The 26,693-nt window shown below is 37.7% G+C and carries 24 protein-coding genes and 6 pseudogenes; 18 read left to right on the top strand and 12 right to left on the bottom strand.

The features are described 5' to 3' along the window. Positions 1–31: 31 nt before the first annotated feature. Positions 32–766 carry a glucose 1-dehydrogenase gene (locus TR08_RS26155; protein ID WP_045523276.1) on the bottom strand — a complete coding sequence of 245 codons (735 nt, stop codon included), beginning with the start codon at positions 764–766 and terminating at the stop codon, positions 32–34. A 153-nt stretch (positions 767–919) separates the two neighbouring features. On the opposite strand from TR08_RS26155, the gene TR08_RS26160 reads away from it, so the two are divergent. Then, positions 920–1,504, top strand: coding sequence for a TetR/AcrR family transcriptional regulator (locus tag TR08_RS26160; protein WP_045523278.1), 585 nt, complete (start codon positions 920–922; stop codon positions 1,502–1,504). 173 nt (positions 1,505–1,677) lie between these two features. On the opposite strand, the gene TR08_RS26165 is transcribed toward TR08_RS26160, so the two are convergent. Further along, entirely contained in the window at positions 1,678–3,264 is a 1,587-nt protein-coding gene (locus tag TR08_RS26165; RefSeq protein WP_045523280.1) for an acetolactate synthase large subunit, read from the bottom strand. 108 nt (positions 3,265–3,372) lie between these two features. Beyond that, positions 3,373–3,936, bottom strand: a complete 564-nt coding sequence (locus TR08_RS26170) for a hypothetical protein (protein WP_045523283.1) — start codon at positions 3,934–3,936, stop codon at positions 3,373–3,375. Between the two features lie 610 nt (positions 3,937–4,546). Between TR08_RS26170 and TR08_RS34110 the strand changes: the two are divergent. The 3 genes and pseudogenes from TR08_RS34110 to TR08_RS31515 form a co-directional block, all read left to right on the top strand. Continuing rightward, positions 4,547–4,636 (top strand): annotated as a pseudogene (locus tag TR08_RS34110) (RNA-guided endonuclease TnpB family protein); the annotation flags it as partial. Between the two features lie 129 nt (positions 4,637–4,765). Next, the gene (locus TR08_RS26175) at positions 4,766–7,078 is read left to right on the top strand and encodes a M20/M25/M40 family metallo-hydrolase (RefSeq protein WP_238579255.1); all 2,313 of its coding nucleotides are present in this window, start codon (positions 4,766–4,768) and stop codon (positions 7,076–7,078) included. Positions 7,079–7,525: 447 nt separating this feature from the next. Beyond that, positions 7,526–7,672 (top strand): annotated as a pseudogene (locus tag TR08_RS31515) (helix-turn-helix domain-containing protein); the annotation flags it as partial. A 231-nt stretch (positions 7,673–7,903) separates the two neighbouring features. On the opposite strand, the pseudogene TR08_RS31520 reads toward TR08_RS31515, so the two are convergent. From TR08_RS31520 to TR08_RS26190, 3 genes and pseudogenes are all read right to left on the bottom strand, one after another. Beyond that, positions 7,904–8,086, bottom strand: a pseudogene (locus tag TR08_RS31520) (helix-turn-helix domain-containing protein); the annotation flags it as partial. A gap of 133 nt (positions 8,087–8,219) precedes the next feature. Continuing rightward, the gene (locus TR08_RS26185; RefSeq protein WP_045523290.1) at positions 8,220–8,651 is read right to left on the bottom strand and encodes a GNAT family N-acetyltransferase; all 432 of its coding nucleotides are present in this window, start codon (positions 8,649–8,651) and stop codon (positions 8,220–8,222) included. 138 nt (positions 8,652–8,789) lie between these two features. Then, positions 8,790–9,332, bottom strand: a complete 543-nt coding sequence (locus TR08_RS26190) for a permease (protein ID WP_238579251.1) — start codon at positions 9,330–9,332, stop codon at positions 8,790–8,792. A gap of 155 nt (positions 9,333–9,487) precedes the next feature. Here TR08_RS26190 and TR08_RS31525 point away from each other — a divergent pair. Continuing rightward, a pseudogene (locus TR08_RS31525) lies at positions 9,488–9,757 on the top strand (sortase); the annotation flags it as partial. A gap of 223 nt (positions 9,758–9,980) precedes the next feature. Here TR08_RS31525 and TR08_RS26195 read toward each other — a convergent pair. Further along, on the bottom strand, positions 9,981–10,418 hold the full coding sequence (locus TR08_RS26195) for a MarR family winged helix-turn-helix transcriptional regulator (protein WP_045523291.1): 438 nt from the start codon (positions 10,416–10,418) through the stop codon (positions 9,981–9,983). A gap of 120 nt (positions 10,419–10,538) precedes the next feature. Between TR08_RS26195 and TR08_RS26200 the strand changes: the two genes are divergently transcribed. The 7 genes and pseudogenes from TR08_RS26200 (at position 10,539) to TR08_RS26220 (ending at position 13,948) form a co-directional block, all read left to right on the top strand. Continuing rightward, positions 10,539–11,153, top strand: coding sequence for an NAD(P)H-dependent oxidoreductase (locus TR08_RS26200; RefSeq protein ID WP_045523293.1), 615 nt, complete (start codon positions 10,539–10,541; stop codon positions 11,151–11,153). A gap of 265 nt (positions 11,154–11,418) precedes the next feature. Further along, positions 11,419–11,808, top strand: a complete 390-nt coding sequence (locus tag TR08_RS26205; RefSeq protein WP_045523294.1) for a hypothetical protein — start codon at positions 11,419–11,421, stop codon at positions 11,806–11,808. 156 nt (positions 11,809–11,964) lie between these two features. Then, positions 11,965–12,108 carry a hypothetical protein gene (locus tag TR08_RS34225; RefSeq protein ID WP_441913094.1) on the top strand — a complete coding sequence of 48 codons (144 nt, stop codon included), beginning with the start codon at positions 11,965–11,967 and terminating at the stop codon, positions 12,106–12,108. A gap of 120 nt (positions 12,109–12,228) precedes the next feature. Continuing rightward, positions 12,229–12,363 (top strand): annotated as a pseudogene (locus tag TR08_RS32240) (thioredoxin-disulfide reductase); the annotation flags it as partial. 59 nt (positions 12,364–12,422) lie between these two features. Further along, entirely contained in the window at positions 12,423–13,277 is an 855-nt protein-coding gene (locus TR08_RS26210; RefSeq protein WP_045523296.1) for a peroxiredoxin family protein, read from the top strand. 149 nt (positions 13,278–13,426) lie between these two features. Then, positions 13,427–13,744, top strand: a pseudogene (locus tag TR08_RS26215) (glutaminase); the annotation flags it as partial. A 33-nt stretch (positions 13,745–13,777) separates the two neighbouring features. Beyond that, positions 13,778–13,948 carry a hypothetical protein gene (locus TR08_RS26220; RefSeq protein ID WP_193747854.1) on the top strand — a complete coding sequence of 57 codons (171 nt, stop codon included), beginning with the start codon at positions 13,778–13,780 and terminating at the stop codon, positions 13,946–13,948. Positions 13,949–14,060: 112 nt separating this feature from the next. On the opposite strand, the gene TR08_RS26225 is transcribed toward TR08_RS26220, so the two are convergent. Continuing rightward, entirely contained in the window at positions 14,061–15,014 is a 954-nt protein-coding gene (locus TR08_RS26225; protein ID WP_045523298.1) for an NAD(P)H-dependent flavin oxidoreductase, read from the bottom strand. A 717-nt stretch (positions 15,015–15,731) separates the two neighbouring features. Between TR08_RS26225 and vgb(A) the strand changes: the two genes are divergently transcribed. From vgb(A) to TR08_RS32865, 3 genes are all read left to right on the top strand, one after another. Continuing rightward, complete coding sequence (gene vgb(A), locus TR08_RS26230; protein ID WP_045523354.1) at positions 15,732–16,619, top strand: streptogramin B lyase Vgb(A); 888 nt, start codon at positions 15,732–15,734, stop codon at positions 16,617–16,619. 357 nt (positions 16,620–16,976) lie between these two features. Further along, positions 16,977–17,906: a glutaminase A gene (gene glsA / locus TR08_RS26235; protein ID WP_045523300.1), complete on the top strand. Its 930-nt coding sequence runs from the start codon at positions 16,977–16,979 to the stop codon at positions 17,904–17,906. 229 nt (positions 17,907–18,135) lie between these two features. Further along, positions 18,136–18,291, top strand: coding sequence for a hypothetical protein (locus tag TR08_RS32865; protein ID WP_193747855.1), 156 nt, complete (start codon positions 18,136–18,138; stop codon positions 18,289–18,291). Positions 18,292–18,523: 232 nt separating this feature from the next. Here TR08_RS32865 and TR08_RS26240 read toward each other — a convergent pair whose 3' ends face one another. The 4 genes from TR08_RS26240 to TR08_RS26255 form a co-directional block, all read right to left on the bottom strand. Next, complete coding sequence (locus tag TR08_RS26240; protein ID WP_045523301.1) at positions 18,524–19,240, bottom strand: LutC/YkgG family protein; 717 nt, start codon at positions 19,238–19,240, stop codon at positions 18,524–18,526. Then, a complete protein-coding gene (locus TR08_RS26245) occupies positions 19,237–20,667 on the bottom strand; it encodes a LutB/LldF family L-lactate oxidation iron-sulfur protein (protein WP_045523303.1) in 1,431 nt (476 codons plus the stop codon). The genes TR08_RS26240 and TR08_RS26245 overlap by 4 nt, the downstream gene beginning before the upstream one ends. 33 nt (positions 20,668–20,700) lie before the next feature. Beyond that, positions 20,701–21,417, bottom strand: a complete 717-nt coding sequence (locus TR08_RS26250; RefSeq protein ID WP_045523306.1) for a (Fe-S)-binding protein — start codon at positions 21,415–21,417, stop codon at positions 20,701–20,703. Positions 21,418–21,660: 243 nt separating this feature from the next. Continuing rightward, positions 21,661–22,386, bottom strand: coding sequence for a FadR/GntR family transcriptional regulator (locus TR08_RS26255; protein ID WP_045523307.1), 726 nt, complete (start codon positions 22,384–22,386; stop codon positions 21,661–21,663). Positions 22,387–22,605: 219 nt separating this feature from the next. On the opposite strand from TR08_RS26255, the gene TR08_RS26260 reads away from it, so the two are divergent. From TR08_RS26260 to TR08_RS26270, 3 genes are all read left to right on the top strand, one after another. After that, on the top strand, positions 22,606–24,300 hold the full coding sequence (locus TR08_RS26260) for an L-lactate permease (RefSeq protein ID WP_045523308.1): 1,695 nt from the start codon (positions 22,606–22,608) through the stop codon (positions 24,298–24,300). A 614-nt stretch (positions 24,301–24,914) separates the two neighbouring features. Then, positions 24,915–25,844 (top strand): c-type cytochrome, encoded by a 930-nt coding sequence (locus TR08_RS26265; protein WP_052427640.1) that lies wholly within the window; start codon positions 24,915–24,917, stop codon positions 25,842–25,844. A 108-nt stretch (positions 25,845–25,952) separates the two neighbouring features. Beyond that, on the top strand, positions 25,953–26,657 hold the full coding sequence (locus tag TR08_RS26270; RefSeq protein WP_045523309.1) for a response regulator transcription factor: 705 nt from the start codon (positions 25,953–25,955) through the stop codon (positions 26,655–26,657). Positions 26,658–26,693: the final 36 nt, after the last annotated feature.

The following is a 26,693-nucleotide window of genomic DNA, read 5'->3' on the forward strand; positions in this document are numbered from 1 at the left end:
TACCTAATTCTTCATTAAGTTTATGCTTGCCTTACATGGCCGTTAAGCCGCCATCAATGATGAATTCAGCTCCCGTTGAATAGCTTGATTCATCAGAGGCTAAGTAAACCACTAAGATTGAAACTTCTTCTGGTTGTGCAACACGTTTTAAAGGAATATGTTTAGAGAATTCTTCTACTGCAGCTTTTGTATCTTCTTGAACAACCATTGGGGTTGCAATAACTCCCGGGTGTACAGAGTTTACACGAATTCCGTAATGAGCACATTCGATTGCAGCTGCTTTTGTCATACCACGAACAGCGAATTTTGTATCTGTATAACCGATAGCACCAGCAACAATTCCATTCATTGATGAAATATTGACAATGGAACCGCCGTCGGCTTTTTGCATGAATGGGATAACGGCCTTTATTCCTAAAAATACGGAAACTTGGTTAATGTCGACGACGCGGCGGTATTCTTCTTCCGTTACTGCTAGTATCGATTTTGCCATAGTAATCCCAGCGTTGTTAACTAAAACATTTACCGGACCAAAGGCTTTTTCTGTTTCGGCTACGACCGTTGCCCAATCATCAGCACTTGTGACATTGTGCTTGACGAACAAAGCGTTTTCGCCAAGTTCTGCTGCAAGGGCATTTCCTTTTTCATCATTTAAATCGGTTAAAACGACTTTCGCGCCCTCTTCGATAAATTTCCGTGCATGTGATGCACCCATTCCTTGAGCAGCACCAGTGATAATCGCAATTTTCCCGTCTAAACGAGCCATGTTTTATTCCTCCTATAAATACTATTGTTATATAATAAAAATAAACTACATTTGTAAATTAACAGATAATATGAGAGTTGTCCAATAAAAAGATTGATGTCATAATTAATACGTCTATTTTTTAATAAATAATAGGGGGGATAACCATAACCTATGACAAATAACGAAGACCGCCGCACCAAGAGGACGCAAAAAAAATTAAAGCATGCGTTATTGGAATTATTGAAGGAAAAGGAGTTAAACGATCTCTCCATTACGGAGGTAGCGCAATATGCTCAATGTAACCGCGTCACCTTTTATTCGCATTATAGGGATTTACACGCTTTATTAGCTGCGATATTCGATGATTATTTAAAAGAATTAATTACTTACTTTCGTAAAAGCTATCAAAATTTAGAGCGCTTTTCGTCAGATGATGAGCACCGACATCTCCCTCTTTTTGAATTTATCTATCAAAATCAATTTGTTTTTTCACTCATTTTAAAAGGAGAAGTGATCCCAGGATCACAAAATCAATTTTGTGAAAGTCTAGTACAAGTATCTAGCACCGAGCTAAGACTAGGTGAGACAACAGAAATTGAAATTCCTGCTTTGAACTATTTCTTAACATACGGAAGTCTCGGCTTTTTTATTTATTGGATTCAGCAGGAATTCAAAGACTCTCCTGAAGTGATGGCGAAAAAATTATCGTATCTACAAAGTAAGATGTTTAAAGAGGCGATTGTTCTTGAAAAATGAAATAATTGCTTGGGTGTCGCGATCTTTAATGTAGCCAATATAAATTCGGAATTAGCCAGTAGGATTTGGATTAACTAAAAAAATTTTCCATTCTATAAATAAAGGAGAAAACATTTTTAAGTGGATGAAAATGTTTTCTCCTTTTCCATTTTTTTAAAGAAATCTTTACACATCTATTTATGGATAACATCGATAAGTGTAAGTTCATTGGTCTGATTTAAAGCATCCTTCAATACTTGTTCAAACTCATTTAATTGTTTAGGTCTTACTCCTTTTATTCCAAAGCTTTCAGCAAGCTGCACAAAGTCAGGATTTCCAAAGTTTGTACCAAAGCTATCACCAAATTTTTCTTGCATCATTTGTTCTTCTAATTTTAACGTAGAATTATTTAAAACAATGATGATGAACGATAGACCTAATCGTTTTGCAGTCTCTATTTCGGATATATTCATTAATGCCCCTCCATCCCCAGTGATACAAATAACCGGAGCGTCCGGGCAAGCTAATTTGGCACCAATGGCACCGGGCAAGGCAATACCCATTGATGCTAATCCGTTTGAGATGATGAGTCGACCGGCTTGTTTTGGTTGATACGTACGGGCAATGGATTCCTTGTGGGCGCCTACATCTGAAATGACGATGGTCTTTTCCGTTGTAAGTTTTTCAATAACAGCTAAGATATTTTCTATCGATAATGATAGATTTCCTGTTATACCTGGATTAATTTGATAGGCTGTCGCAATCTTTTCTTTTAGATTCCCAATCGGAGTCCATGGTTTAGATGGAATATCCAGTTGATTTAGTGCTTGGAATGTCTCCATTAAATCACCAACCAATTCCCCCTTAACAGGGTAGTGTTGGTCCATTTCGGCTGGCAGTGGATCGATATGTAAAATGGGGCGCATCTTTTTATTCCAGTCCTTAGGGAGTTTTTCAACAAAATCAAGACCAACGACAAGTAATAAATCAGATTCCTCTATAATCGGTAATACTTCATCCTCTTTATTAAAACCAAATGTAAAATAATTAAGTGGATGGTCTTTAGGCAAAATCCCTTTTGCCATAAAACTATGGATAACAGGTGATTTTAGGTTCTCTACGAATGTGCTGAGTTCTGCCACAGCTTCTTGCCTTATTATCCCGTTTCCTACAATGACAAGTGGTTTTTGGCTCTGACCTATTAGCGTACGAGCAGCCTCTATAGCTTGTGAAGCAGGTGCACTTTTTGGAATCGGTGTTACGGGTAATGGGTGGGTTGGAATCATTTGCGGTGCTAAGTTCTCTGGTAATTCAATTAAAACAGCGCCTGGCTTTTCCATTTGTGCTACTCTAAATGCCTTGCGAATGATTTTTGCTATGGTTTGGGAATCTTTAATTTGAACAGACCACTTTGTAGCTGGTTCAAATACTTTAACTAAATCTAAATATTGGTGGGATTCTTGATGCTGCCTTTCAAAGCCTGCTTGTCCTGTAATAGCTACAACCGGAGAATGGTCAAGATTTGCACTTGCTATTCCGGTCAAAAGATTTGTTGCTCCAGGTCCTAATGTCGCTAAGCAAACGCCAACCCTATTTGTTAATCTACCGTAAACATCTGCCATAAAAGCTGCTCCTTGTTCATGACGAACATTCACAAACTTAATTTGTTTAGATTTAGACAATGAATCAATCAGGTCAAGGGTTTCCTTCCCCATGATGCCAAAGATATACTCAACGCCCTCATTTTCTAAGCACTGAACAAGTAAATCTGTTGCTTTCATAAGATTCCCCTTTCAAACTACATTTTTCCTATTTTCCCCCTTAATTTACTAAAAAACCAAAAAAACTACTTCGCTGTGAAATAGTTTTTTTATAGGTATTTATTATTTTTAGCCTTTTATTGGGTTTACGAGTTTAGGGAGTAATCGTAAGACAAGTTCTATCCATAACCAACAATATACAAGTGAACATAAGTAAATAATGATGATATTCAATACGCTAAATTCCATTAAAAATGGTCCTAAAACAGGGAATTGAAAGAGATAGAGTAAGAAACAAATCCCTATACATAAAAACAAACTTGAAAAGGTTATAACTTTCCAAACCTTGTTAAACAGCATCAACCCGAAGCCTATTCCAATGGCCATTGCACCAGTCGTAAATGGAAAGACAATAAGTTCAGAAGGCTGAATGAGCAGTAATAGGAAAATGGTAAGAATATAGATCAATAGCCCATATGATGGTAAGATCAACACGCTTATGATGATGGGTGCAGTGGAAAAAGGGCTTATAAGCATTCCGACTCCTGGGATTACTCCTCCTGCCGCCTGCAATATAGCAGCGATTAAAGCCATTAAGGCGGAGGCAACCAATTTAAAGGCGAAACTTCTCCGATTTCTTACGATTGCGGTGACTGCTAAGATGCTTTCCTTTATATCCCTATTCCCAAACATTGAGTAATCACCCTTTTTAGATTCTCCTTACGAAATTCTAGAGAGACCTAGTGTTTGCACTTTTTGCTCTAGGACCCATTAATCCAAAATTGACAAAATACTATTCCCTTTATCATCAAATATAATGACAGTTGGGAATGTCAGGCCATCAGTGACTTTCTCTAATCGGTATCCATTTTCCAAAAAATACTCCTGTCTTACGTTACTATAAAGATATTCTTTAACCTATGTTTGTAGAATAGATATTGAGATAACCGCCGCTTTCACCGTTACGGTGAAACGGATCAATAGCTCAAGTTATAGAATATAATTGAAAAGCATTTCGAAAAAGGTTAGCCAGGTCCTATTTGAACTGAGCTACTTCCAAATTTTATTTAAAAGCCTTTTCAAGTATCGCACCGTTAGGTTAAGTAAAAATCTTCACAATCTTTTTTACCTTAACAAAATCTAATACCTTAATGTGTAGGGCCATATCAAAAAGACGCCTTCTTACTAAAGAAAAGCGCCCGATTGCTTAAATATGATACTTAACTAGGTATATTTTATTTCATGATCTCATTATAAATATACAGACTATATAAAGCAGGTATCAACAAACCAAGAGCAAGGCAAAAAACAGAACAAACCACCACGCTTATTCCAAAAGAACAAAATTCAATCGTATACTACCAAGCATAATAACGGAAATATGGCAGTCATGAAAAAAGGAAGCTGCCAAAACTTGAATTTGCTTGCTTTATCTAAAATCGTCCCTGGTTAATTGTTTACACTTTATACTTCGCTGGAAAACATTTTTCTCAACATTAAGGAGGAAATTTAATTGGAATCAGTGCCATCTACCCAAACGAAGCTACAAGCTCGTGAAGACACGAAAAAAAATGCACTTATTTTCATTGCTGTTGTGGCTATCCTTATTGGAACTATTTTTGTGAGTTTATTACAACTTCAGCCACCAAAGGTTGTACCAGTTACTGGTTCAACAAATGAGTTTTCTGCAGAGAGAGCACTCTCCCATTTAAAAGAGTTTGCTGTAAAACCACATCCTCTTGGATCGGTAGAACATGACAGAGTTCGAGACTATCTTGTTCACAGTTTAGAAGAGTTAGGATTAAATCCTGAAATCCAAAAAGCCAATTCTTTAAATAGTGTCGGCAGATGGATAGTAGGTGGCAGGGTGGAAAACATTGTTGCCAAAATAGAAGGATCGAACTCTACAAAAGCGATTATGCTCGTTGCACATTATGATTCTGTACCAGGATCAGCAGGTGCAGCCGATGATGGCTCCGGAGTGGCTGCTATCTTAGAAACAGTAAGGGCCTTCAAGGAAATGGCTCCTCTTCAAAACGATGTCATTATACTCTTAACTGACGGAGAAGAAAATGGATTACTTGGAGCAAAAGCATTTGTAGAGGGACATCCTTGGGTAAATGATGTCGGATTAGTATTAAACTTTGAGGCACGAGGAAACGAAGGTCCCTCTTTTATGTTTGAAACAAGTGATAACAATAGCTGGCTAGTTAAGGAGTTTACTCAGAGCGCTTCCACACCTGTCGCTCATTCCTTCCTTTATAGTTTATATAAGCAAATGCCAAATAATACTGATTTCAGCGTGTTTAAAGAAGCCGGTCTTAAAGGATTAAACTTTGCCTTTGGTGATGGGGTTGATCATTATCATACAACCAGCGATAACATTCAAAGCTTAAGTTTAGATAGTCTCCAGCATCACGGTGAATATATGTTACATCTTGTCACCCATTTTGGAAACATCGATCTCACTCAAACTCATGAAGGAAATCAAGTTTTCTTTAACATTTTGGGTTCCAACATGATTACCTACTCAGACAAACTTGTCATTCCGATTATGGTGTTGGCGGTTATTCTTTTTACCGTTACGGTCGTACATGGATATCAGCTCAAGAAACTGTCCCTTCTTGGAACACTTGCAGGTCTTTTTGTTTTCATCGTAGGGATTATCGGGTCTTTTGCCATCGGATCAGGATTATGGTCCGTACTCACTTATATTTTTACGGATCAAGAATGGTTGATGGGAACCAATAAGAATGTTGGCAGTCTTTACTTCATCAGTTTTTCCATTATGATCTTTGCTTTCTTGACGATCCTTTATGGGCTGGCTCATAAAAAAATCAAAACCATTAGCTTAATGATGGGTGCCTTATTTCTTTGGCTAACCCTTTTAACTGTCTCCAGTTTTCTGCTCCCAGCAGGCAGTTATGCGTTTGCATGGCCGCTATTATTTGCTCTAATCGGCGTTAATATTTTGATTCGTTTAGATGAGCATTCATGGAAGAGTTATCTTGTTACAGCTGGTTTTGCCATCCCGGCATTTCTTATTCTATCACCAGTTATTTATCTCTTTGAAGGACTCATATCCATGCATATGGCTGGTGTGCTCATGGTCCTTGTTTCTCTTTTAGGTGCCATGTTGGTATCTATTTTCACCACCTTAAAAATAAAATTCAATTGGGTGATACCATCCATCTTCTTAGTTACAGGATTATTGGTCATGATCACTAACAGTATCAACCTAAATAACTTGCCGACAGCAGAACATCCACAAGCAAGCGATATTGCTTATTTTATGGATGCAGATTCAAACAAAGCATATTGGGCGGCCCGTCAGCCATTAGATGAATATACATCGAATTATATTAATGAAAATGTGAAGAAAGGCCATACGTCAGAATTTTTTCCTATTTTAAACTGGGATGCAAGTTATACCCAGGCTGATTTATATAGCATGGAAGCACCTAGTGTGACGGTATTATCTGATAAGGTTGAAGGTGCTAAGCGGACAATAGAATACCAATTGAAAACGAATCGCAATGCTGAAGAATTGTTAATGGAGTCTTTTTCAACGATGAATGTATCTCAACTGATCATCAATGGAAAAGAAGTGGAGTTGAAGCAAAAAGAATTCACAAAGGAATCGCCATTTGAATTCAATTACGCTCTAGGTCAAGCCGAAGAGTTACATGTAAAGGTAACCGTAAATGCTAAGGATTCCTTAGAGTGGATGATAGCCGATCGTTCTTACAGCATTCCAGAATTAAAAGGGGAACGGTCGTCAAAATACAGTACCTATGGGGATAATTCATACATCATGAAAACGATTAAACATTAATGACCATTAAATAAAGGCCGACATATACAATGTTTGATTCTCCAAACTAGTATATGTCGGCCTTTTAATACGATTGACTGCTTGTAAAACATCGGGAGGTATTTGAATGGAAGTTAAATAATGAATGCCATTTAAATGGTAAAACTTGAACAATTAAAACTCAATTACTTATGATACGGTTCACCACCATTAATCTTAAACTAATTTACCTTCTGTAAAATCGGCAACTCTTCCTCAACAATCTGGCCCGATTGTTGAAAAAAAGCTAATGACGATTTTTCAACTAAACTGCTCCTTATATACAGTATGTTTTTCTATCGTATTCAACGGATGTAACGATAGGAAAATGATACAAAAATGACAGATTTATATCTTTGTGGAAACATTAATGAAGGGATGCAAATGTAAACGGAGCTTTCCTATATGATTAAAGAAGTGTCATAGCTTTTAAAGGTATCGAAATTAACCCTATATGACCTTGTTAAAAAAGGGGAACTACCTGTATTCCGTGTAGGAAGACAGATGAGAATTGATGCAAAAGACTTGGACAATTATTTAAAAAATCATAAAACGAACCAGAATACAACATTCCCACCCTCTGTTGCCGATCCTCACAGGAACGAAACAAAAAAAGAAGGCTGCTGAGATTTCTAACGGGTTCCTTTCGAGGTGTAAACATTGCAAATCGCATCATATTTTTTGTCACTATTATCAATGGAATTCTCTGATTAAATAACATCAATAAACGCAAAGAAGGGATAGCTTAATGGCTATCCCTTAAATTCTCTATCGACTACCTTTAATTAAATAAATTGTTGTCTATTTTTATTGAGTGTCTTCGTCGCTTTTGTACTCCAACATATCATCTGGCTGACAATCCAAAGTCTTACATATCGCTTCTAATGTTGAAAAACGAACCGCTTTTGCTTTTCCATTTTTCAGAATGGAAAGATTCGCCATAGTAATTCCGACCCTCTCCGAAAGCTCCGTTACCTTTAAGTACCTTCTTTAACAATCTTGTACATGTGTAACCATTTTCGAGATTACCACAAAAAAGGATCGTCGAAAGACGATCCATCATTCTTAATGAAAGCACCCGAACAGTTAGTTTAAGAAGAGACAACTTATCTCCTGTAAATAATTAAAAATTCTTTAAATCCTTTTTTAAATAATAATGCTTAAAATCTCTACCCACATTATCTATACTCCCGAACACTTGATAGCCATTCTTTTTATAGAAATCTAATGCTTGAAAACTCAAAGTATCTACTTTTATGAAATCACATTTTTTATCCAAAGCAATTTTCTCAAGCTCTGATAATAATTTAGTTCCATACCCAGATTTTCTTATGTCTTCATCTATAATAACAGTATAAATCTCCAACCAATTCCAACATACCGCACTTAGGATTCCACCACGAACATTGCCGTTATCATCCTTAATAAATAAACAGATTTCTTCATATCTACCTCCCAAATCTTTTGGAAAGTGCTTTAAATTAAACCTGTAAAGTTCATCGTCAATATATTGTTTATCGTTATTATTTAATTCTTTAATAATATGAAGTGTCATTAGGAAAAATCTCCCCCTAGCGTATTTTTCTATTACAGCGATTTTAGCAAAAGTCGGAATTGAAAATGTAAATTCCAACCTTGCAACCGCCATTCGGACAATGGATTTTCCCAGCAGTTAGAATAAAAGATCAATTTTTTAAGAGAAAACACTGATAATGTCAAAAGCAAAAGTTAGAAAAAGAAACGCAGTCATGGCACATCCAACTGCAATGCTTTTTCCTTTGCGTTCAGGACTTGAGGACTTAAGTGCATACCTGAAATAAAAAAATGAACCTACTATAATAATGAGCAATTCAACTAGAATGCTAGCGAAAACAGATTCCCATAGTCCGAAACCAAGAAGTGGAAAATCTCCTGCATTTCCTGGGAGGATAGGCATATCTGGGTGGTGGACAATTAAATCTAAAATCCAGTGGCTAAACACAACGGCTCCAATAATAACCCCTGATTTTTTACCCCAAAATCCTCCAGCTATGCAGGCTGCTAGAATCGCAAGCAAAAGCGCTCCCAAGAAGGAATGAGTGTAGAATGCATAGATTATCACCTGTGCATAGCCACCTTCACCAATTGGCACTATAGATTCCACACCAGCTAGATTAAATGGTATAAACGCAATATCAAGCAATTGTGAACTGACAACTAGTGACCAAAGTGGCAGTTCCGGGGTTTTACTTTTCACAGCAGCAGCCACTCCAAAATGTCCAGCGAATATTTCAACCACCTCCAAAAATACTAATGAAACCATTATATCGGTACTGTATAGGTCATATTCGATGTTATTTACTTATTTACAATAATAATATAAAAAATTTACAGAAATCAGACATTCTTTTCAATGATAATGGTCAAATTGTATTATATGGAAATCGTGATACGGTATTTAGTGGAGTCGGAAACTTAAATCTAGGTGATGAATTACAAATCAAACTCTCTTAAGGTGAGTTCTCCTACAAAATTACTGAAACAAAAATAGTAGAAGCCGATGACACAAGCATTGTAACTCTTCAAAATGAAAAAGAAGAGTTACTACTAACAACATGTTATCCTTTTGGATATATTGGCAATGCACCGCAGCGTTATATTCTTTATGCTGAAAAGATTTAAGATGAGACACGTCACAATGCTTTAAAGCCTATCCTGCCAAAGCGGGATAAGCTTGATAAGATCCTTTATTCATCATGGATAGAGGATCTTTGTATTTCTTCCATTAAAATAGGTAACTTTTATAATTGACCTCTGCCTATAAGTAAAAAAGGCTAAAGTACACTGACTAATAATATGTACCATTGCCTTTTTTAATTGATAAAGGAGTTGTCAACAAGGAAATTTATTCATTAGGATAAAATAGTTTTGTCTGAAGAATATCGATTGACTGTTCCATTTCTTTTAAATCTTCTTCCGAGGCACCTTGGATTCGCTCTAGAAAATGGGATTCTATCGTTGCAAAAGCTTTGTTCATTATCGCTTCCCCTTCCTGTGAGAGACGTATATATTGCTTTCGGCGATCTTGGCTATCGTTAATCTTGATAATTAAATTTTTTTCATTAAGCTTGTTAAGCTCACGGCTTGTGTTCGGCATCGACATGTTCTGGCAATCGTTAATTTCGCTTGGAGTAACAGGTTGACTAACTGCAATCTGTTCAAGAATGTTGTATTGTACCTGGGAGATTAAATCTGGCTTCGCATTTTTCGTTAATTCATTTGTAACACGATGGACAGAAGTCGTAAATGATACAAGTTTATTAAAAAGAGCATTTTTGTCCATTTCTTTCACCTCTTATAGCCCAAGATAACAAAATTGTTATCAAATTACAATTATCATTTGATAACTAGTTGGAAGGGTGGTAAGATTTAGTTATCAAATGATAATTAAGAGGTGAGCCTGATGAAGGTGCTAATCGTATTTACCTATCCAAATCATAACGGTTTGAATTATGCATTTTTACAAAAGGTGCTGCAAGGCAGTAATGAAAATCCCAATATTAAGGAGATACAGGTCTTAGATTTATATGAAGAGAGTTTTAATCCAGTTCTAGTGTTTAACGAGCAAAAACGAAGAAGAGATATGCATATAGATCCTGGTGTAGAGAAATACAGGAGACAGATTATGTGGGCTGACAAAATTGTTTTTATTTATCCTATTTGGTGGGGAAGACCTCCGGCAATGCTTATGGGATACATTGATCAGTTGTTTGCTTCTAATTTTGCTTATAAGGATAAAAAGGGGCTATTACCTGAAGGACTGTTGAAGGGAAAGTCGGTTGTATGTGTGTCCACCATGAAGGGCCCTACTCATTATCCATTTCTCTGGTTGAATAACGCACATAAAATTCTAATGAAAAGGGCCTTATTTAATTTTGTGGGAATCAAGAAAGTGAAGTTTTTTGAATTTGGAAATATGGAAAGTCCAAAGGGAAACCAAGTGAAAAAACTAGAAAAAATTTATTACTACTTTAGTAAACTTGAACATAAAGAAAATCTAAAAACGTTTTTGGTTTGAGCATACCCGTATCCTAGAAAAGGATCGCTAATCAATTAAATGGCGATACTTTTCTAGGACTTCTTCTGTCAAAATTTCACTTTTATAAAAATGGCTTGCATAGACGCTTACCATCATTTCATTTTACTTCTGTAAACCTTATTTTTAAAAAACGCGGTTAATGAGCGCTGCTAGTTCGTTCGGGTAAGTATACAAAGCTGCTAAATCAGAAATTTCTGCTGTATAATACATTTAACTTAATAAAATAATTTCAGGAGAGAAGGAAATGAACGAAATACAAGTATTTAGTGAACTGCACAAATTTTTAAATAGTTTAGGTGCAATGGAGTTTACCCTTGCACCAAAGAGTTTAACGTTAGGGTATAAGCCCATTCTTTTTAAGGGAAGAATGCCTAAGTTCGCCACCTTATATGGAGAAAAACGTTACAACTGTTTAATATTACATGTTGACCCAGGTAATCAGGAATCTATAAAAGGAAGAATGATTCAAAAAGAAATTCAAGAACTCTTACATTTTGATATCCAAGAAATGAGAAGTTTTACTTTAAAAAAACACGAGGTTTTTATTCCGTTTGAAGTAATTGACACGAAAGAAAAAATAGAACTATTAAAAGATTTTGTTCGCAAGCAATATTCGATTTTTGTCAATAGATAAACAGAGAACATTAGGAATTTGAATTATCGCGAACAGTTACAGGCACTGTTCTTTAACTTTTGGAAAAAAGCAGATAGAAGGTTTCGCCTCTTTTATTTTTGAATACATTAATACCCTAGTTGGTATTTGAAAAACATTAATTAGGGGGATAATTAAATGAAACAAATGTCAGCCAAAAAAGTAGAGGCTTCATTAATCTTGTCCATATTGTGGGATGATGAAAAATTTCCTAAAGGATCAAGGACTTCCATTCAAGGAAGTGAACGTACAATGGGGATCCGATTGCCGCTAACCGTTTAGTTGCCGCTACCGATCAGTTGGGAGTACCGCAAACTGAAATAAAAGATCAATGGGTATTGGGGTTTGACCCGGAAAAGGTTTTGAGATTAGTAAAGTAGAAATTTAAGAACCGAAGTCACCAAAAAAGTAACTGCCGGCACAAAAGAATACAAAGCTTACTCAGTAATCATTTCAGCAGGTGCTGAATACAAGAAACTTGGTGTATCTGGTGAAAAGGAGCTGGGCGGCCGCGGTGTATCTTATTGTACAGGCTGTGTTTCAAAAGAAGGGGGGAGACGGTAATAGAGGTTATCCAAATTGGTTCTTTCACCATTATGATGAAATGGATTGTTCTTGGTATTGCCGTTTTGATCGGATTTATTTTTCTGAAACTATGGCTGCTGAGTTCACAAAAAAAAGAATCTGGAAAACAATTATTTGATTTGGCATTAAACAGTGTTTTTTGGGGCTTTCTGATTTGGAAATGCAGTCTGCTTCTGCTGGAGCCGAAATTAATTATTGAAAGTCCAATGTCGTTATTGTATTTTACCGGCGGAACGAAGGGATTAATATTAGGAACGCTCGGTGCATTACTTTATTTCTTTTTTAAAGCCAGAAAATTTAAGATAACAAACTTTATGATTTTGCAGTCCGCGGTTGTTTTTGCCTTTGCTGTCATGAGTGGATATTTTTTAGTAAACCTCTTCTTGAATAATGATAAGCCGAAAGTTAATACAGCCGGCACACAGACAGTCGAAACTGGCCTCCAGGAAGGAAATAAAGCACCTGATTTTCAATTAAAGACGTTAGATGGCGCTGACGTTAAACTGTCTGATTTGCGAGGAAAAAAGATCATTTTAAATTTCTGGGCAACCTGGTGTCCGCCCTGTAAAGCAGAAATCCCGCACATGCAGGATTTTTATGTCTCAAGGGACAAAACCAAAGTAGAAATTCTCGCCATCAATTTGACCACATCAGAGAAAAATCCGGGAAATGTAAAGAAATTCGTGAAAGATAGAAATGTAGCTTTTCCTGTTTTACTCGACCAAGATGGGGATATAAGCGCCCAATACCAAGCGATTACAATACCAACAAGTTATCTGATTGATTCCCTAGGGATTGTTCGCAAGAAAATAGTTGGGCCTATGGATAAAGATATGATGAACCAATTAATAAAAAATGTTGATTAAAAACAATATATCACTATTTTACTTATGGTATGGTGAACCAGTAATAGCACTATCGAAAGGTAGATTTTTTTGTACAAAAAAAGCCGGGCATTTTCCCCGGTTTAACTGTCAAACTTATTTAAACTCTTAACACGGTTGAAATGAATTGATTGGATCTAGAGAGGATCGGCATGATTTTTGCAATGGACGGGGTGGTCCTCTTAACGGGAACCAGATTATGCCCCAAGATGTAGCAAGAATTTGCAAAACATTCATGGTAACGTGCGGTATGTATAATGCTCAGGCGAATTCGCCATAAAAATAGGTATACCGGCAAAAAGCGGTTATCAGGCGGAATCATGGGGGCTGTTCCTGGTAAATTTGGAATTGGAATATTCGGACCTGTATTAGATGAAAAAGGGAACAGTGTGGCCGGACTTAAACTATTGGAACTTTTAACAAAAAATTATCGGCTGAGTATGTTTTGAGGGAACCCTATCTGGATGATGGATGGGGTTTTTATGCTTGCAAAAGTAATTGAGAAAAGATGTAGTGATGCAATGCTCATCCTGCAACTTACGTACGGGATTTACGTGGTAACTTTAATGGTGAAAATTGATTCAGCAAAATCTCATGGCAAGGATTTTGAAATTGATGATATTGACTTTTTGAATTTACCATACTTTATATAATAATATTTTTTATGATACGGTGAACCGTACCATCAGTAAATGAGGTTTTTAAAAAATACAAAGGTGCCTGACCGAATTGTGGTTACGCATAGGGGTCAGGCACCTTCCAAACTCATATACAAGCTTTATATTCACTCATAATATTGTTGATGATTGTTTTAACTGGCAGGATTTCTTTAATTTCATGAACTCTTGCACCGGCAAAAACAAGGCCATTCTCGCAATCTCCATTCATGGAGGTTACTAAAGAATCAAGTGTACAAAATCGATAAGAACAATTTTTTAGGCAATCTAAACACTTTTTAATTTTTACCTTTTTATCATCAGAAATAAGTTCAGTAAATTGGTTCTTAATGGCACGACCCTGGAGACCAACAGTTGTTTTTACTAACAGGGTATCTTCCTGCTCGGCCTGTACATATTTTTCTTTAAATGTTAATGGTGCATCACACTCTTCACTAGCAACGAATCTAGTTCCCATTTGTACCCCAGAAGCACCTGCACGAAAAGCTCTCGCAAGATCTTCCCCAGTCATAATTCCTCCAGCAGCAATAACCGGAATCTTAACAGCTTCAACCACTTCTGGCAAAATATCAAATAACGGTCTTTCCGTACCAAGGTGTCCGCCTGCCTCATGACCTTCTACAACAACTGCTGAAGCACCAAGACGTTCTGACAACCTTGCCAGCTTCGCAGAAGACACAATCGAGATGACAGGTATGCCGGCTTCTTTGCCCCAAGCATACATATCTCTTGATATTCCAGCACCTGATATGATGAAATCAACCTTTTCCTCAATGGCTGCTTTCATTTTTTCAGCAAAGTCATTCATAGCAAAAAGAACGTTTACCCCAATATAGCCTGATTCCTTTATACTTTCCTTTGCTTTCCTTATATGTGATCTCATTTCGTCGACGGTAATCCCAGTTCCTGATATGATGCCAATTCCCCCAGCATTCGCAACGGCCGAAGCAAGTCCACTTAATGATATTCCTACCCCCATACCACCTTGCATGATTGGAACCTTCGGCAACATATGACCTATTTTCAATTGTGGGACGTTCATAAAATAACCCCATTTCTATTATGTGAATCTAAATTTTCACTCATTGTAACAATAGGGTTTTCAAATAAATAGTGACGTATGTAATGGTTGTTCCTAATACTTAATAATAAATATCCTGTTGCCACAAAATGTTCACATCCATCACATCAGGGACGGTTCTCGTGGTTTACTTTTTTCTAGAATGATAGAATATTTGTCAAGCATTTACTGTAGTGAGTAAGCATGGATTCAGCCAATCGTAATAAAGGATTGGAATGTAAGTCGGCTTTTCTTAACTTATAATAGATAGTGGCTATCTCTAGATGAAGTGTCGGCGATAGTTTCTACATGAAAACTATCGTTAAAATATGTTACTACAGAGACGCTGCAATTTTGTTGGAATGTTATTTGACTTATCTGAATAAATATCTTATGGTTAAAAAAATCAATAGTTGAAAGGGTGAATAAAAGCACATGATCATATAATCCTAGCTTTAGAAGAAATCGATATTTTAGTTCTGGTTCAGTTTCAAAAGTTTTGGAATGGACTCTATTTATTATCGATTATTTTTCTGAGATTGGATTAATGTACTGTGCTTATTGACTTTAATAAAGACTGTTGTAACCTGATAAGTCTATTTAAGTCTATATTTGTGCTGCATTGCCTCTGTTCTCTGAAAAACGAGATAGGGGGCATTTTTGTTTTGGAATTTTTATTTGAAATTCGGAGGGAATAGAATGGAATTTAAATTACAAGAATTAAATCTTGCCAATCAGGATACAGGGCCATATGGAATAGCCGTTTCAGACAAGGAGGAAGTCTGGTTTACACAACATAAAGCAAATAAGATAAGTTGCATCGATTTAGATGGAAACATTACAGAGTACCCATTGCCGACACCAGATGCAAAAGTGTTGTGCTTAACCGTTTCTTCAGAAGGTGATGTCTGGTTTACTGAGAATGCAGCAAACAAAATTGGAAGGATCACAAAAGAGGGCATTATTAAAGAATATACATTGCCTAATCCAAATTCAGCACCATATGGAATTACAGAAGGTCCAAAGGGAGATATATGGTTTACAGAAATGAATGGAAACCGTATTGGACATATTACAGACGACGGTACAATTCGTGAATATGATCTTCCTAATAAAGGTTCTTACCCTTCTTTTATCACTTTAGGACCTGATAATGCCCTTTGGTTCACAGAAAATCAAAATAATGTTATTGGAAGAATTACAGAAAATGGAGAAGTTACAGAGTTTAAAATTCCTACACCAGCATCGGGACCGGTAGGTATTACAAAAGGAAACGATGATGCACTATGGTTTGTAGAGATTATCGGTAATAAGGTAGGTCGAATAACTACCTCTGGAGAAATAACTGAATACAATATTCCAACGGCAAACGCTCGACCTCATGCAATTACAGCTGGAGAAGGAACTGATTTATGGTTTACGGAATGGGGGGCCAATAAAATTGGAAGGCTTACAAGCAATAATGTCATTGAGGAATATCCAATTCAAACCGAAAATGCTGAACCGCATGGTATTTCAAGTAGTGATGGTAAAACCATTTGGTTTGCATTGGAATGCGACAAGATTGGGAAAGTAACTTTATATTAAGGATACAAAGTGGTGAAGCTTTTGCTTTCAAGCAATCACCATGGACCTAAACAATACTCGACATTTTTTACACAAAAAAATATCGGATCGTTATATAAAAGGAATAGTATCGTAAATTCCTTTATACATCCGTCATTCCACAGCGTTTGCTAGTCATTAGAATCGCTCCGCGTCATTTCTTCTATTGTAATAGGATTGGAGATATTTTATTAGTGGTAATCACTGTTCGCTTATAGCGGTGTTTAATTAGAAATGGGAGGTTTTGCAAGAAGAAGGAGATAATAGTTTTTCGCGGTTCAACATTTACTGGTGAATGAACACCTTATCATTCGCCGATACTACTATGGGTGATGACTAGTGCCATGTCAAAAAAGTGAAGAATTAAAACAATTGGTGGAAGAGGCAAAAAGATATACAAAAGATGGCAAGGTTGCAGACTATATTCCTGAGCTCGGCAATGCAAATCCAGATGATTTGTCCATAGCCATCAATTATCCGGACGGCAGATGTATCTCAGCTGGAGATATTGATAAAAATATTACACTGCAAAGTATCTCAAAGGTAATAACCTTAGCTCTTGTTTTAATGGAAAGAGGTTTTCGTTATGTTTTTGAGCGGGTTGGAATGGAACCTACTGGAGACCCGTTTAATTCGATTGCCAAATTGGAAACAATGGCTCCAGCTAAACCATTAAACCCGATGATCAATGCAGGTGCGCTTGTCGTGACCCATATGTTAAAAGGGGATTCCGTAGAGGATCGGTTCAATCGGTTATTGGGCTTTATCCGGGAATTGGCCGGCGGCCCTTCCGTTGGATTTAGTGAAAAGGTAGCCCGTTCTGAATTTGAATCCGCCCATTTAAACCGAGCGTTATGTTACTTTCTCAAGCAGCATAACATCATCACGGAGGATGTTGAAATATTATTGGATTTATATACCAAGCAGTGTGCTGTTGAAATGAATTGTTTGGATTTAGCGAGGATCGGCATGATTTTTGCAATGGATGGTGTGGATCCTCTTAACGGAAAACGGATCATGCCAGAAGATGTAGCAAGAATTTGCAAAACATTTATGGTAACGTGCGGAATGTATAATGCATCAGGCGAATTCGCCATAAAAATAGGGATACCGGCAAAAAGCGGTGTATCAGGAGGAATCATGGGAGCTGTACCTGGCAAATTTGGAATTGGAATATTCGGCCCCGCGTTGGATGAAAAAGGGAACAGTGTGGCTGGGCTAAAACTTTTGGAACTTTTATCAAAAAATTATCGGCTGAGTATGTTTTAAGGGGAATCCCATCTGAATAACAGATGGGGTTTTTTATGCGTGCATAAGTAACTGGTGTTCATCATATTAAAACTAGGATTTTTAGTCCTGGAGCAAACTTCTGCAATAGTAAAAAGGTAAATCATCGTCGGATCTGACGTTAACCGGACGCTTTACCTCGGGTATTGCTTCTGCAGCCTTAGAAAAGCAACGATTAGAAGTAGAAGAACGCAGCAGGGTTTATCGTGAAATGATGAGAAAAGCTGATGAACAAGTAGAGTTAGAAATGATGCAAAGAGCAAAAGCTGCCAATGAGCGTCCAGTAAGCATGTCTCCTGAAGAATGGGAATGGTATAAAAAAACTGGTAGAACATTCACTAAAAGAACGAATGGGTATTCTCCGTAAACCGTATCATAAGTAAATGAGGTTTTGGATTAATAGAAAAACTACTCTAACCATTTGTTTCATAAATAGAACAACTCATCTTTTTTAAGATGAGTTGCTTTTTGCAATGATTTAGTTTTATTGTTTACGCTCTATCAAAGGAATAGTCTCATATCAAAATCTATCTAGGGGGAATCGATCCCCTAAGATATCAACCTATTTTTTCCTGCCGACCAAAAACTGCCTGTCACCTTTAAATATCATCTACAATGATGTAGGTTGCTTTAATGGGTCCATGAACTCCAACGACTAGGATCATTTCGATGTCTGCAGAGTTGCTTGGTCCTGTGATGAAGTTAATGCAGGAGGCGATTTGTTCGCCGTTTTTTACTTTTTCATTTATAATACGGGCCGCTTGTGTCATGCGGGGAACGATGCTGCTTTTCGGGATTATAATGATAGAAGTCGCTGGTAAAAAGCTGATTGTTCTCCCTTTATCTTTGCTGCTGAAAAGAACCGCTGTGCCTGATTCCGCCAGTGTTACATCACTAATCGTAATTCCGACATTTGCAGCCTCGGCCTTCGTGATATTTTCTTCGCCTTTTGTATGATCCCAAATATGAATATCAATTCCCTCTTGAGGCCATTCTTCCTTCATTAATTTTTCGAGACCAAATTGAGAAAAGCGCTCATCTTTCCATGTGACAATTGGGCCTCCGCCATATTGGCTTACCACTTCTTTTAGTGAGTCAGATAGCTTCGCTGTTGAGGTCATAACAAAATTCGTATGAATATTTTTGCATTGTTCCCGTAACACGTCCACAAGCTCATCTTGTGTGGCGCCTTTTAGAACTTCATCTTGAGGATGATAATTCCAGATCGGTCTTTCTATTTCCGTTTTTTGTTCACGGCCTAGTGAGCTGGCGATTTTCCCTAAAAAAGCTTCTCGATTCTGTATGATACCGGTCATGATGGATTCCCTCCTTGTGGACGATTTTTAAACCAATCACGGAATCTTTCTTTATTTGGTGCAGGGAAATCTCTTGATTCTGTCCATGCTTTTAAAGGTCCCGGACCTTTTGAAATTTTATCATCCTTCGTAAATGGTGACATTACCGGTCCTGCCAGCTTTGAACCAAATTTATAAAGAGCAGGGGAGGATGCACCAAAACCGAATGCCTTCATCAGAAGCTTTTCAGATATCGGAGCTCGTCCTTCTTTTTCCACGATGACTTGGCGATGTTTATGAAGAAGCTGATGCAGCGGAATCTTCACCGGACATGCCTCTGTACAGGCCCCGCATAAAGTAGAGGCATATGGTAACTCTTTATAATCATCATATCCGCCTAATAACGGTGAAAGCACCGCACCGACAGGACCAGAATAAATGGAGCCGTATGAATGGCCGCCGACATGCCGATAAACGGGACAGACATTTACACAGGCGGCACATCGGATACATTGGAGAATGGATTGGAATTCACCGCCAAGAATGTCCGATCTGCCGTTATCTACAATGACCAGGTGAAACTCTTCTGGTCCGTCGACATCGCCGTCCTCTTTCGGTCCAGTTAACGTGGTGATATAGCTTGTCAGTTTTTGTCCCACGGCACTTCTCGTTAATAAACTAACAAGGACTTCCATCTCTTCGAAGGTTGGAACGAGCCGTTCCATTCCCATTACTGTAATTTGTGTTTTCGGTAAGGCACATACCAAATCGGCATTTCCTTCGTTTGTCACGAGGGTAATTGAGCCGGTTTCAGCAATGGCAAAATTACATCCTGTGATGCCGATATCCGCTGTTAAATATTCCTGACGCAATTTTTCACGCGCATGTAAAGCGAGCTCTTCTGGTTTTTCTGTCTGTTGATAGCCATGCTTCTCTTTAAAAACATCGCGGATTTGTTCCTTATTTTTGTGCAGAGCAGGAACAACAATGTGAGAAGGAGGCTCATGGTCATCCACTTGTAAAATGTATTCTCCCAGATCGGTTTCAATCACCTCACAGCCTAATTGCTCTAAAGCGGCATTTAAATGGATTTCTTCCGTCACCATCGATTTTGATTTTACGATCTTTTTAGCGTTTTTCTTTTCCGCGACATTCTTAATATAATCCGTTGCCTCTTCAGCACTTTGCGCAAAGAAGACATGTCCTCCACGTTTGGAGATATTCTCACTTAGCTGATATAAATAATAGTCTAGGTTTTCTAGTACATGCTGGCGGATTTCTTCCCCATGTGAGCGCCAATCTTCCCAGTTCCCTAACTCTTCTGCAGCCCCCAAACGACGTGATTGAAATCGCCCTTGGGCACTCGAAACAGCTCCACGCATGAAGGAATCGTGCAGTCCTTTATCAACGCGGTCAGTAAACTTATCTTCGCTTATTTTCATCGACATTGGTCATCCCCCTTTTTATCGTGTAATCTATTTTTATCGACTGTTAAGGACCTCTGCAATATGCATGACTTTAACCGGCATACCTTTTCGGCCAATGCGGCCGCCAATATTCATTAAGCATCCAGCATCAGCGCCAATTAAAATATCTGCCCCGGTTTCTTCAACGGTACAGACCTTTTCATCGACCATTTGCTCTGAAATATTCCCCATTTTAACGGAGAAGGTCCCACCAAACCCGCAGCATCTCTCTTTACCTGGCAGCTCGGTAAATTTTAACCCCTTTACGTGACTTAAAAGGCGCATCGGGGCTTGTTTGACTCCCAGTAATCTTGTCATATGACAGGAGGTGTGGAAGGTTGCATTTCCTTCTAATTTTGCACCCACATCTTCCACTTTTAACACATCGACGATAAATTCCGTGAATTCATAGGTTTTATCCGCCAGGGCTTGCGCTTTTGGCTCCCAAACAGGATCACCCTTAAAGATGTGAGGGTATTCTTTAAACATATAGGCACAGGAACCAGCTGGAGAAACGACATACTCCGCATGTTCAAAGGTAGTAATCATACTTTTCATTGCTTCTTTTGATTCTTTTACATACCCACTGTTATAGGAAGGCTGACCACAGCATATTTGTGATTCTGGAAAATCAATTTCACATCCGAGTCTTTCAAGTACTTCCACTGTTGCTTTGCCTACATCACCTTGAAACATATCTACTAAACAAGTAGCAAAAAGGGTGACTTTCATTTTTCTCGCTCCCTTATACCTAATCTTATTTCTTAAACCTTATTTTAGTATAAATTAATCAACAGGTCATCAGATGACTTAATAATAATAAACCATATCTAGTATTTAATACTATAACAAATATTTTAATAAATGAAAGTGTTTGCATTTTATTTTGACAAAAAAGCTCTAACTTCTGAGCTTTTTTGTCAAATATGGAGACTCCGGAATAGCATTGAAGGCTTCATCCATGTTTCAATTTAACTATTTTTCATCCGTTTCGAAAAAATATTTATTTAAGATGCTTTCGACGTTTTCGAGATGTTCAATCATTGATATCTTTGCCTTTTCTTCGTTCTTTTCTAAAATGGCATGATAGATTTTGGCATGCTCTTTTACTAAATTTTTTGTCGTGGTTTGTTTGGAGAACAACCATAAGCGCCTTGTTTCTTTCATCGTTTCGATCATTAGCTCTGACACTTGATCAAGTAAAGTGGATAATATGGGATTTCCGGCTGCAACAGATACGGCTAAGTGAAACTGAAAGTCTGCTTTCTCCCCGAGCTCTTCATTGCCTTGGACCCGCTTCATTTCTTTAAGAGCCTCGACCATCTCTGCTAAATCATCTTCACTCCGATTTTTTGCTGCTAAAGCAGCTGTGCCCGTTTCAATAATTTTTCTGACTTCTAAAAGATGGGCTACATCCTTTTTATTCATAAGGATGGCGGTTGATAGGGGAAAGTTCATTTGCTTTGCATCAAATTCTTTAATAAAAGTTCCTTCTCCTTGCCTCATTTCGACTAATCCCATTGCTTTCAAAGCGGATAATGCTTCCCGTATTGCTGACCTGCTTACTTGAAAGTTTTCTGCCAGCTGCTGCACAGAATCAAGTTTACTCCCTGGCGGCAGTTGTCCGCTACGAATTATCTCCTGCAGAGCTTCGGTTACTTCCTCATATATTTTTTTTGGTTTTATTTGTTTATATTCCAAGCCGTCCACCTCATTGGTCCGATTGATATTTATATTATACATGATGAATGCGTTTTATTTTTTCAAAAAATATTCACGAAATTGTTGAAAAATGTTCACATAAAAAATATAATAACAAACGGGCAGTCATCTGATGACCATATCTACTGATTAATTAAAAATGAAACCGATTACTACAGCAAGTGTATGAGTGAGAAAAATATCAAAGGGGGAGCCATTTTGACATTTACACAAAATTTTAGTGTGGTTGGCAATAGTCTTACTTGGTCAGCTATCATTGCTCTGATTCCAATACTTTATTTTTTCTGGGCTTTGGCCATTAAGAAAATGAAAGGTTATGTGGCGGGATTAACAACGTTACTAATTGCGATGATTCTTGTGGTAACGTTTTACAAGATGCCGGTTAAAACCGCTGTAATGTCCGCGGTTCAAGGTGGTGTTTATGGATTAACACCGATTGGTTGGATTATTATTACTTCTGTTTTTCTATATAAAATTACGGTGAAAACAGGACAATTCGATATTATTCGCAGTTCTGTTTTATCTATTACAGAAGACCGACGCTTACAAGCATTACTAATTGCTTTTTCATTTGGTGCCTTTCTTGAAGGTGCAGCAGGCTTCGGTGCACCAGTAGCCATATCCGCTGCCTTATTAGTGGGACTTGGATTTAATCCTTTATATGCAGCAGGTCTTTGTTTAATTGCGAATACAGCACCTGTTGCATTTGGCGCCATTGGGATTCCGATTACGGCCATGGAAGGTCCTACAGGAATTCCAGCTATGGAAATTTCAAAAATGGTCGGGCGTCAATTACCATTCCTTTCTGTTTTTATTCCTTTTTATCTGATTGTGATGATGGCAGGCTTTAAAAAAGCATGGGAGGTCATTCCAGCCATAATGGTTTCAGGTGCGTCATTTGCAGTAACACAATATTTAAGCTCGAATTTCATAGGACCTGAATTGCCGGATATTCTTTCTGCTTTAGTTTCTTTATTTGCATTAGCGATTTTCTTAAAGTTCTGGAAGCCAAAAACCATTTATCGTTTTTCTTCTGAACAAGAGATAGCTGCAACTGTGGCGATAAACGTTCCTAAAAAGAAAGAAATTACCTATACCGGCGGTCAAGTATTTAAAGCATGGTCTCCATTTTTAGTATTAACGGCATTTATTTCTTTATGGGGAATCCCAGTAATCAAACAAGCGGTTACAGGGCATTATGAAGGTGCAAATGTAATCTTAAAAGGGGTCAATGCTCTAGGACAGGCTCTTACCTTTATGCCAGAAGTTCCTTTCTTGCATGAAAAAGTCATTGACGGTTCATCAGGTGAAGCGATCGCTGCGGTTTTCAAGCTTGAAATTTTAGGAGGAGCTGGGACAGCCATCCTTTTAGCCTCGATTGTGACGAAATATATCCTTGGAATGTCATGGCGTGATTGGGCAATCACGTTAGGGGAAACCATCAATGAAATCAAATATCCACTCTTAACAATTTGTGCAGTTGTTGGATATGCCTATATTACAAATTCTTCTGGAATGAGTACAACGCTGGGAATGGTACTAGCCAAAACAGGGGCATTGTTCCCGTTCTTCTCGCCAGTATTAGGATGGCTTGGGGTATTCATTACCGGCTCCGATACCTCTGCTAATCTGTTATTTGCTAAACTGCAACAGGTGACATCGACATCCATTGGTATGGATCCGGTATTAGCGCTTGCCGCTAATTCATCGGGCGGGGTAACAGGTAAGATGATTTCACCACAATCGATTGCCGTTGCTTGTGCTGCGGTTGGATTAGCAGGAAAGGAATCAGACTTATTGCGCTTTACCGTCAAACATAGTCTCTTCTTATTATTGCTCGTGTGTATCATCACCTACCTGCAAAGTAATGTATTTTCATGGATGATTCCTTAAAATCTTAAGCCAGGCGGTTGCCTGGCTTTTTCGGAGTTTAGCATGATGAAGTGCCAGCCACTGACCAGAATCAGAACCCATATAAATTCCTTTCATTAAAAGAAGAACAGCAACTATTAGCCAAGGAGCTTTTGTTTGCAGGTGATTTTGAATATTACCAAGACCTAAAAGATCTAGCAAGGAAAATCAGGGTGAATTTTACACAAACTTAAAGCAAGAACTGAAAACGAAAAAAGGTTGGAATACAAGTCGTATATTCCTTAGGCTTATAGAAAATGATTTAGAAGAAATCTTGGCATTTGTCAGGACAATCCTAGATTATGCTGAGAAGCTAGTCAAACCTTTTAAAGAAGACGTCATTGAAATTAGTAAAAAATTTATCCATTCTGCAGCAAGAACTTCATCCAATCGAAGAGATTATCAAGTGGTATGTCAAATAATTAAATGATATAAAAAGAGATCCCTACTTGAAGTAACTACACCATGCATCGTTCACGAAACGCTCATTTTTAATTAACCTAATCTTAACAATCATTTTACATAATGTGACTATAAAATGATCCGGAAGAATTTTCTGTGATGAAAAGCTTCCTTGATAAGGAGAGGTGCTTAAAATGAACAAGGTGTTTTGGGCTTCTGTTTTGGCAATTGTTACGACCATTGTACTTGGATTTAGTGTACTGTATTTATTTGTTCTTGACCGGGTTGAACCAACTGCGGCAAATTCTGCATTGGAAGTTCCCGTTGAAAAAGTGGAAAAGTCAGATCATCCCTATTTACCGCCAAGCATGGACGAGGTCCCTGCTGGACCTGAAGGTGAGTTAATCAAGTTTGGTGAAAAACTTCATAATCAAACAAGCACAGTTCTCGATGGTTATGTAGGAAATACTCTTAGTTGCGCAAGCTGTCATGCAAATGGTGGAGTAGATGGCTCACTTGATCTTGTAGGAATATCCAAAACATATCCACAATACAATCCTAGAGCAGGAAAAGAGGTAACCATAGAGGATCGAATTAATGGTTGTTTTAAAAGAAGTATGAATGGGAAACCACTTCCTAAGGAAAGCAATGAATTGAAAGCAATGGTTGCTTATTATACTTATATTTCACAAAGTGTTCCGGATGGTACAACTGAAAGACCATGGGCTAAATTGTCAAAAGCAGAGGGAGATTTAGCAGCAATAAACATCGATGAAGGTAGAGAACTTTATAAAAAAGCTTGCATTACTTGTCACGGTGAAGATGGATCTGGTGGTGGAACAGGACTTGCCCTTTGGGGGGATAAATCCTACAACATTGGAGCAGGTATGGCGCGTGTTAGAACGGCTGGAGGTTTCATTAAGTCGTATATGCCAAAAGTTTCAACTGGTGGATATGAGCCAGGCTCCTTTACAGACCAGGAAGCGATGAACGTTGCTGCTTATATTAACTCAATGCCAAGGCCAGATTTTCCTGATAAAATTCATGACTGGCCAACCGGGGATGCTCCTGATGATGCAGCCTATGAAACTCTTGCTGGTAAAAAGGAATCCGGCAAAGAGTAAAACATAATGAGAAGGCCCGTTAATACGGGTCTTTTTCGTTAAATTGTAACAATACCATTCAAGAATCTCTTTTGTTTATCGGTATAATTTGGTTAAGGGGTTGATTAAGTGGAAGATAAAAAATTAAGAGGTAAAACAATCCTATTAATAGACAACCAAAATGAAAACCGAGCTATGGTCAGGTTTCACCTTACTAGGCAAGGCTTTGAGATTATCGAAGCAACAAATGGGCGGGAAGCACGTGAAAAATATTTAAAATTTGATCCATGTTTTGTCTTATTAGAAACAGAGCTCCCCGATATGGATGGAATCGATATATGCTGGTGGTTACGGTTTGAGCTTGACAACAATGTACCGATAATCATTTTATCATCCAAAAACACAGAACAGGACCGAATTATAGGCTTAAAAAAGGGAGCCGATGATTATTTAGGGAAACCCTATAATATAGAAGAGTTATCAATCAGAATCGAAACCGTACTACGTAGAACTGCCAATCGCTGTAGCAAACTTAGCTATAAGGGACTTACCATAAAGCCGATAAAAGGGATAGTCAAATTTTACGATGAGGTATTGGATTTGACTCATTTTGAATATCGACTTCTTTATCTATTTATGACCCATCCTGACCAAATTTTTTCAAGAGATCAAATAATTAATACGATTTATAAAACCAATGAAAAGGCGATAAATGAAAGAACAGTAGACGTACACATTAGACATCTGAGAGAAAAAATAGCTGTATATACAGATTACCCCTTTATTGTAACGTTAAGAGGAATAGGCTATAAATTTAGTACAGAGATTTGGTGAATGGTAATTAATTGATGAACGGTTATTAACATTATG

It is taken from the genome of Neobacillus niacini (assembly GCF_000759675.1).
GTDB lineage: Bacteria > Bacillota > Bacilli > Bacillales > Cytobacillaceae > Neobacillus > Neobacillus niacini_A.

Bases quoted from the DNA above. Each gene is read 5' to 3' on its own strand.
- TR08_RS26240 (WP_045523301.1), bottom strand. From the start codon at position 19,240: ATGACCGGTATCATACAGAATCGAGAAGCTTTTTTAGGGAAAATCGCC.
- TR08_RS26200 (WP_045523293.1), top strand. From the start codon at position 10,539: ATGAAGGTGCTAATCGTATTTACCTATCCAAATCATAACGGTTTGAAT.
- TR08_RS26220 (WP_193747854.1), top strand. From the start codon at position 13,778: ATGCTTGCAAAAGTAATTGAGAAAAGATGTAGTGATGCAATGCTCATC.
- TR08_RS26185 (WP_045523290.1), bottom strand. From the start codon at position 8,651: ATGACACTTCATATTATTAAAGAATTAAATAATAACGATAAACAATAT.
- TR08_RS26265 (WP_052427640.1), top strand. From the start codon at position 24,915: ATGAACAAGGTGTTTTGGGCTTCTGTTTTGGCAATTGTTACGACCATT.
- TR08_RS26165 (WP_045523280.1), bottom strand. From the start codon at position 3,264: ATGAAAGCAACAGATTTACTTGTTCAGTGCTTAGAAAATGAGGGCGTT.
- TR08_RS26225 (WP_045523298.1), bottom strand. From the start codon at position 15,014: ATGAACGTCCCACAATTGAAAATAGGTCATATGTTGCCGAAGGTTCCA.
- TR08_RS26210 (WP_045523296.1), top strand. From the start codon at position 12,423: ATGATGAAATGGATTGTTCTTGGTATTGCCGTTTTGATCGGATTTATT.
- TR08_RS26195 (WP_045523291.1), bottom strand. From the start codon at position 10,418: ATGGACAAAAATGCTCTTTTTAATAAACTTGTATCATTTACGACTTCT.
- TR08_RS26250 (WP_045523306.1), bottom strand. From the start codon at position 21,417: ATGAAAGTCACCCTTTTTGCTACTTGTTTAGTAGATATGTTTCAAGGT.
- TR08_RS26170 (WP_045523283.1), bottom strand. From the start codon at position 3,936: ATGTTTGGGAATAGGGATATAAAGGAAAGCATCTTAGCAGTCACCGCA.
- TR08_RS26245 (WP_045523303.1), bottom strand. From the start codon at position 20,667: ATGTCGATGAAAATAAGCGAAGATAAGTTTACTGACCGCGTTGATAAA.
- TR08_RS26205 (WP_045523294.1), top strand. From the start codon at position 11,419: ATGAACGAAATACAAGTATTTAGTGAACTGCACAAATTTTTAAATAGT.
- TR08_RS32865 (WP_193747855.1), top strand. From the start codon at position 18,136: ATGATGAGAAAAGCTGATGAACAAGTAGAGTTAGAAATGATGCAAAGA.
- TR08_RS34225 (WP_441913094.1), top strand. From the start codon at position 11,965: ATGAAACAAATGTCAGCCAAAAAAGTAGAGGCTTCATTAATCTTGTCC.
- TR08_RS26160 (WP_045523278.1), top strand. From the start codon at position 920: ATGACAAATAACGAAGACCGCCGCACCAAGAGGACGCAAAAAAAATTA.
- TR08_RS26155 (WP_045523276.1), bottom strand. From the start codon at position 766: ATGGCTCGTTTAGACGGGAAAATTGCGATTATCACTGGTGCTGCTCAA.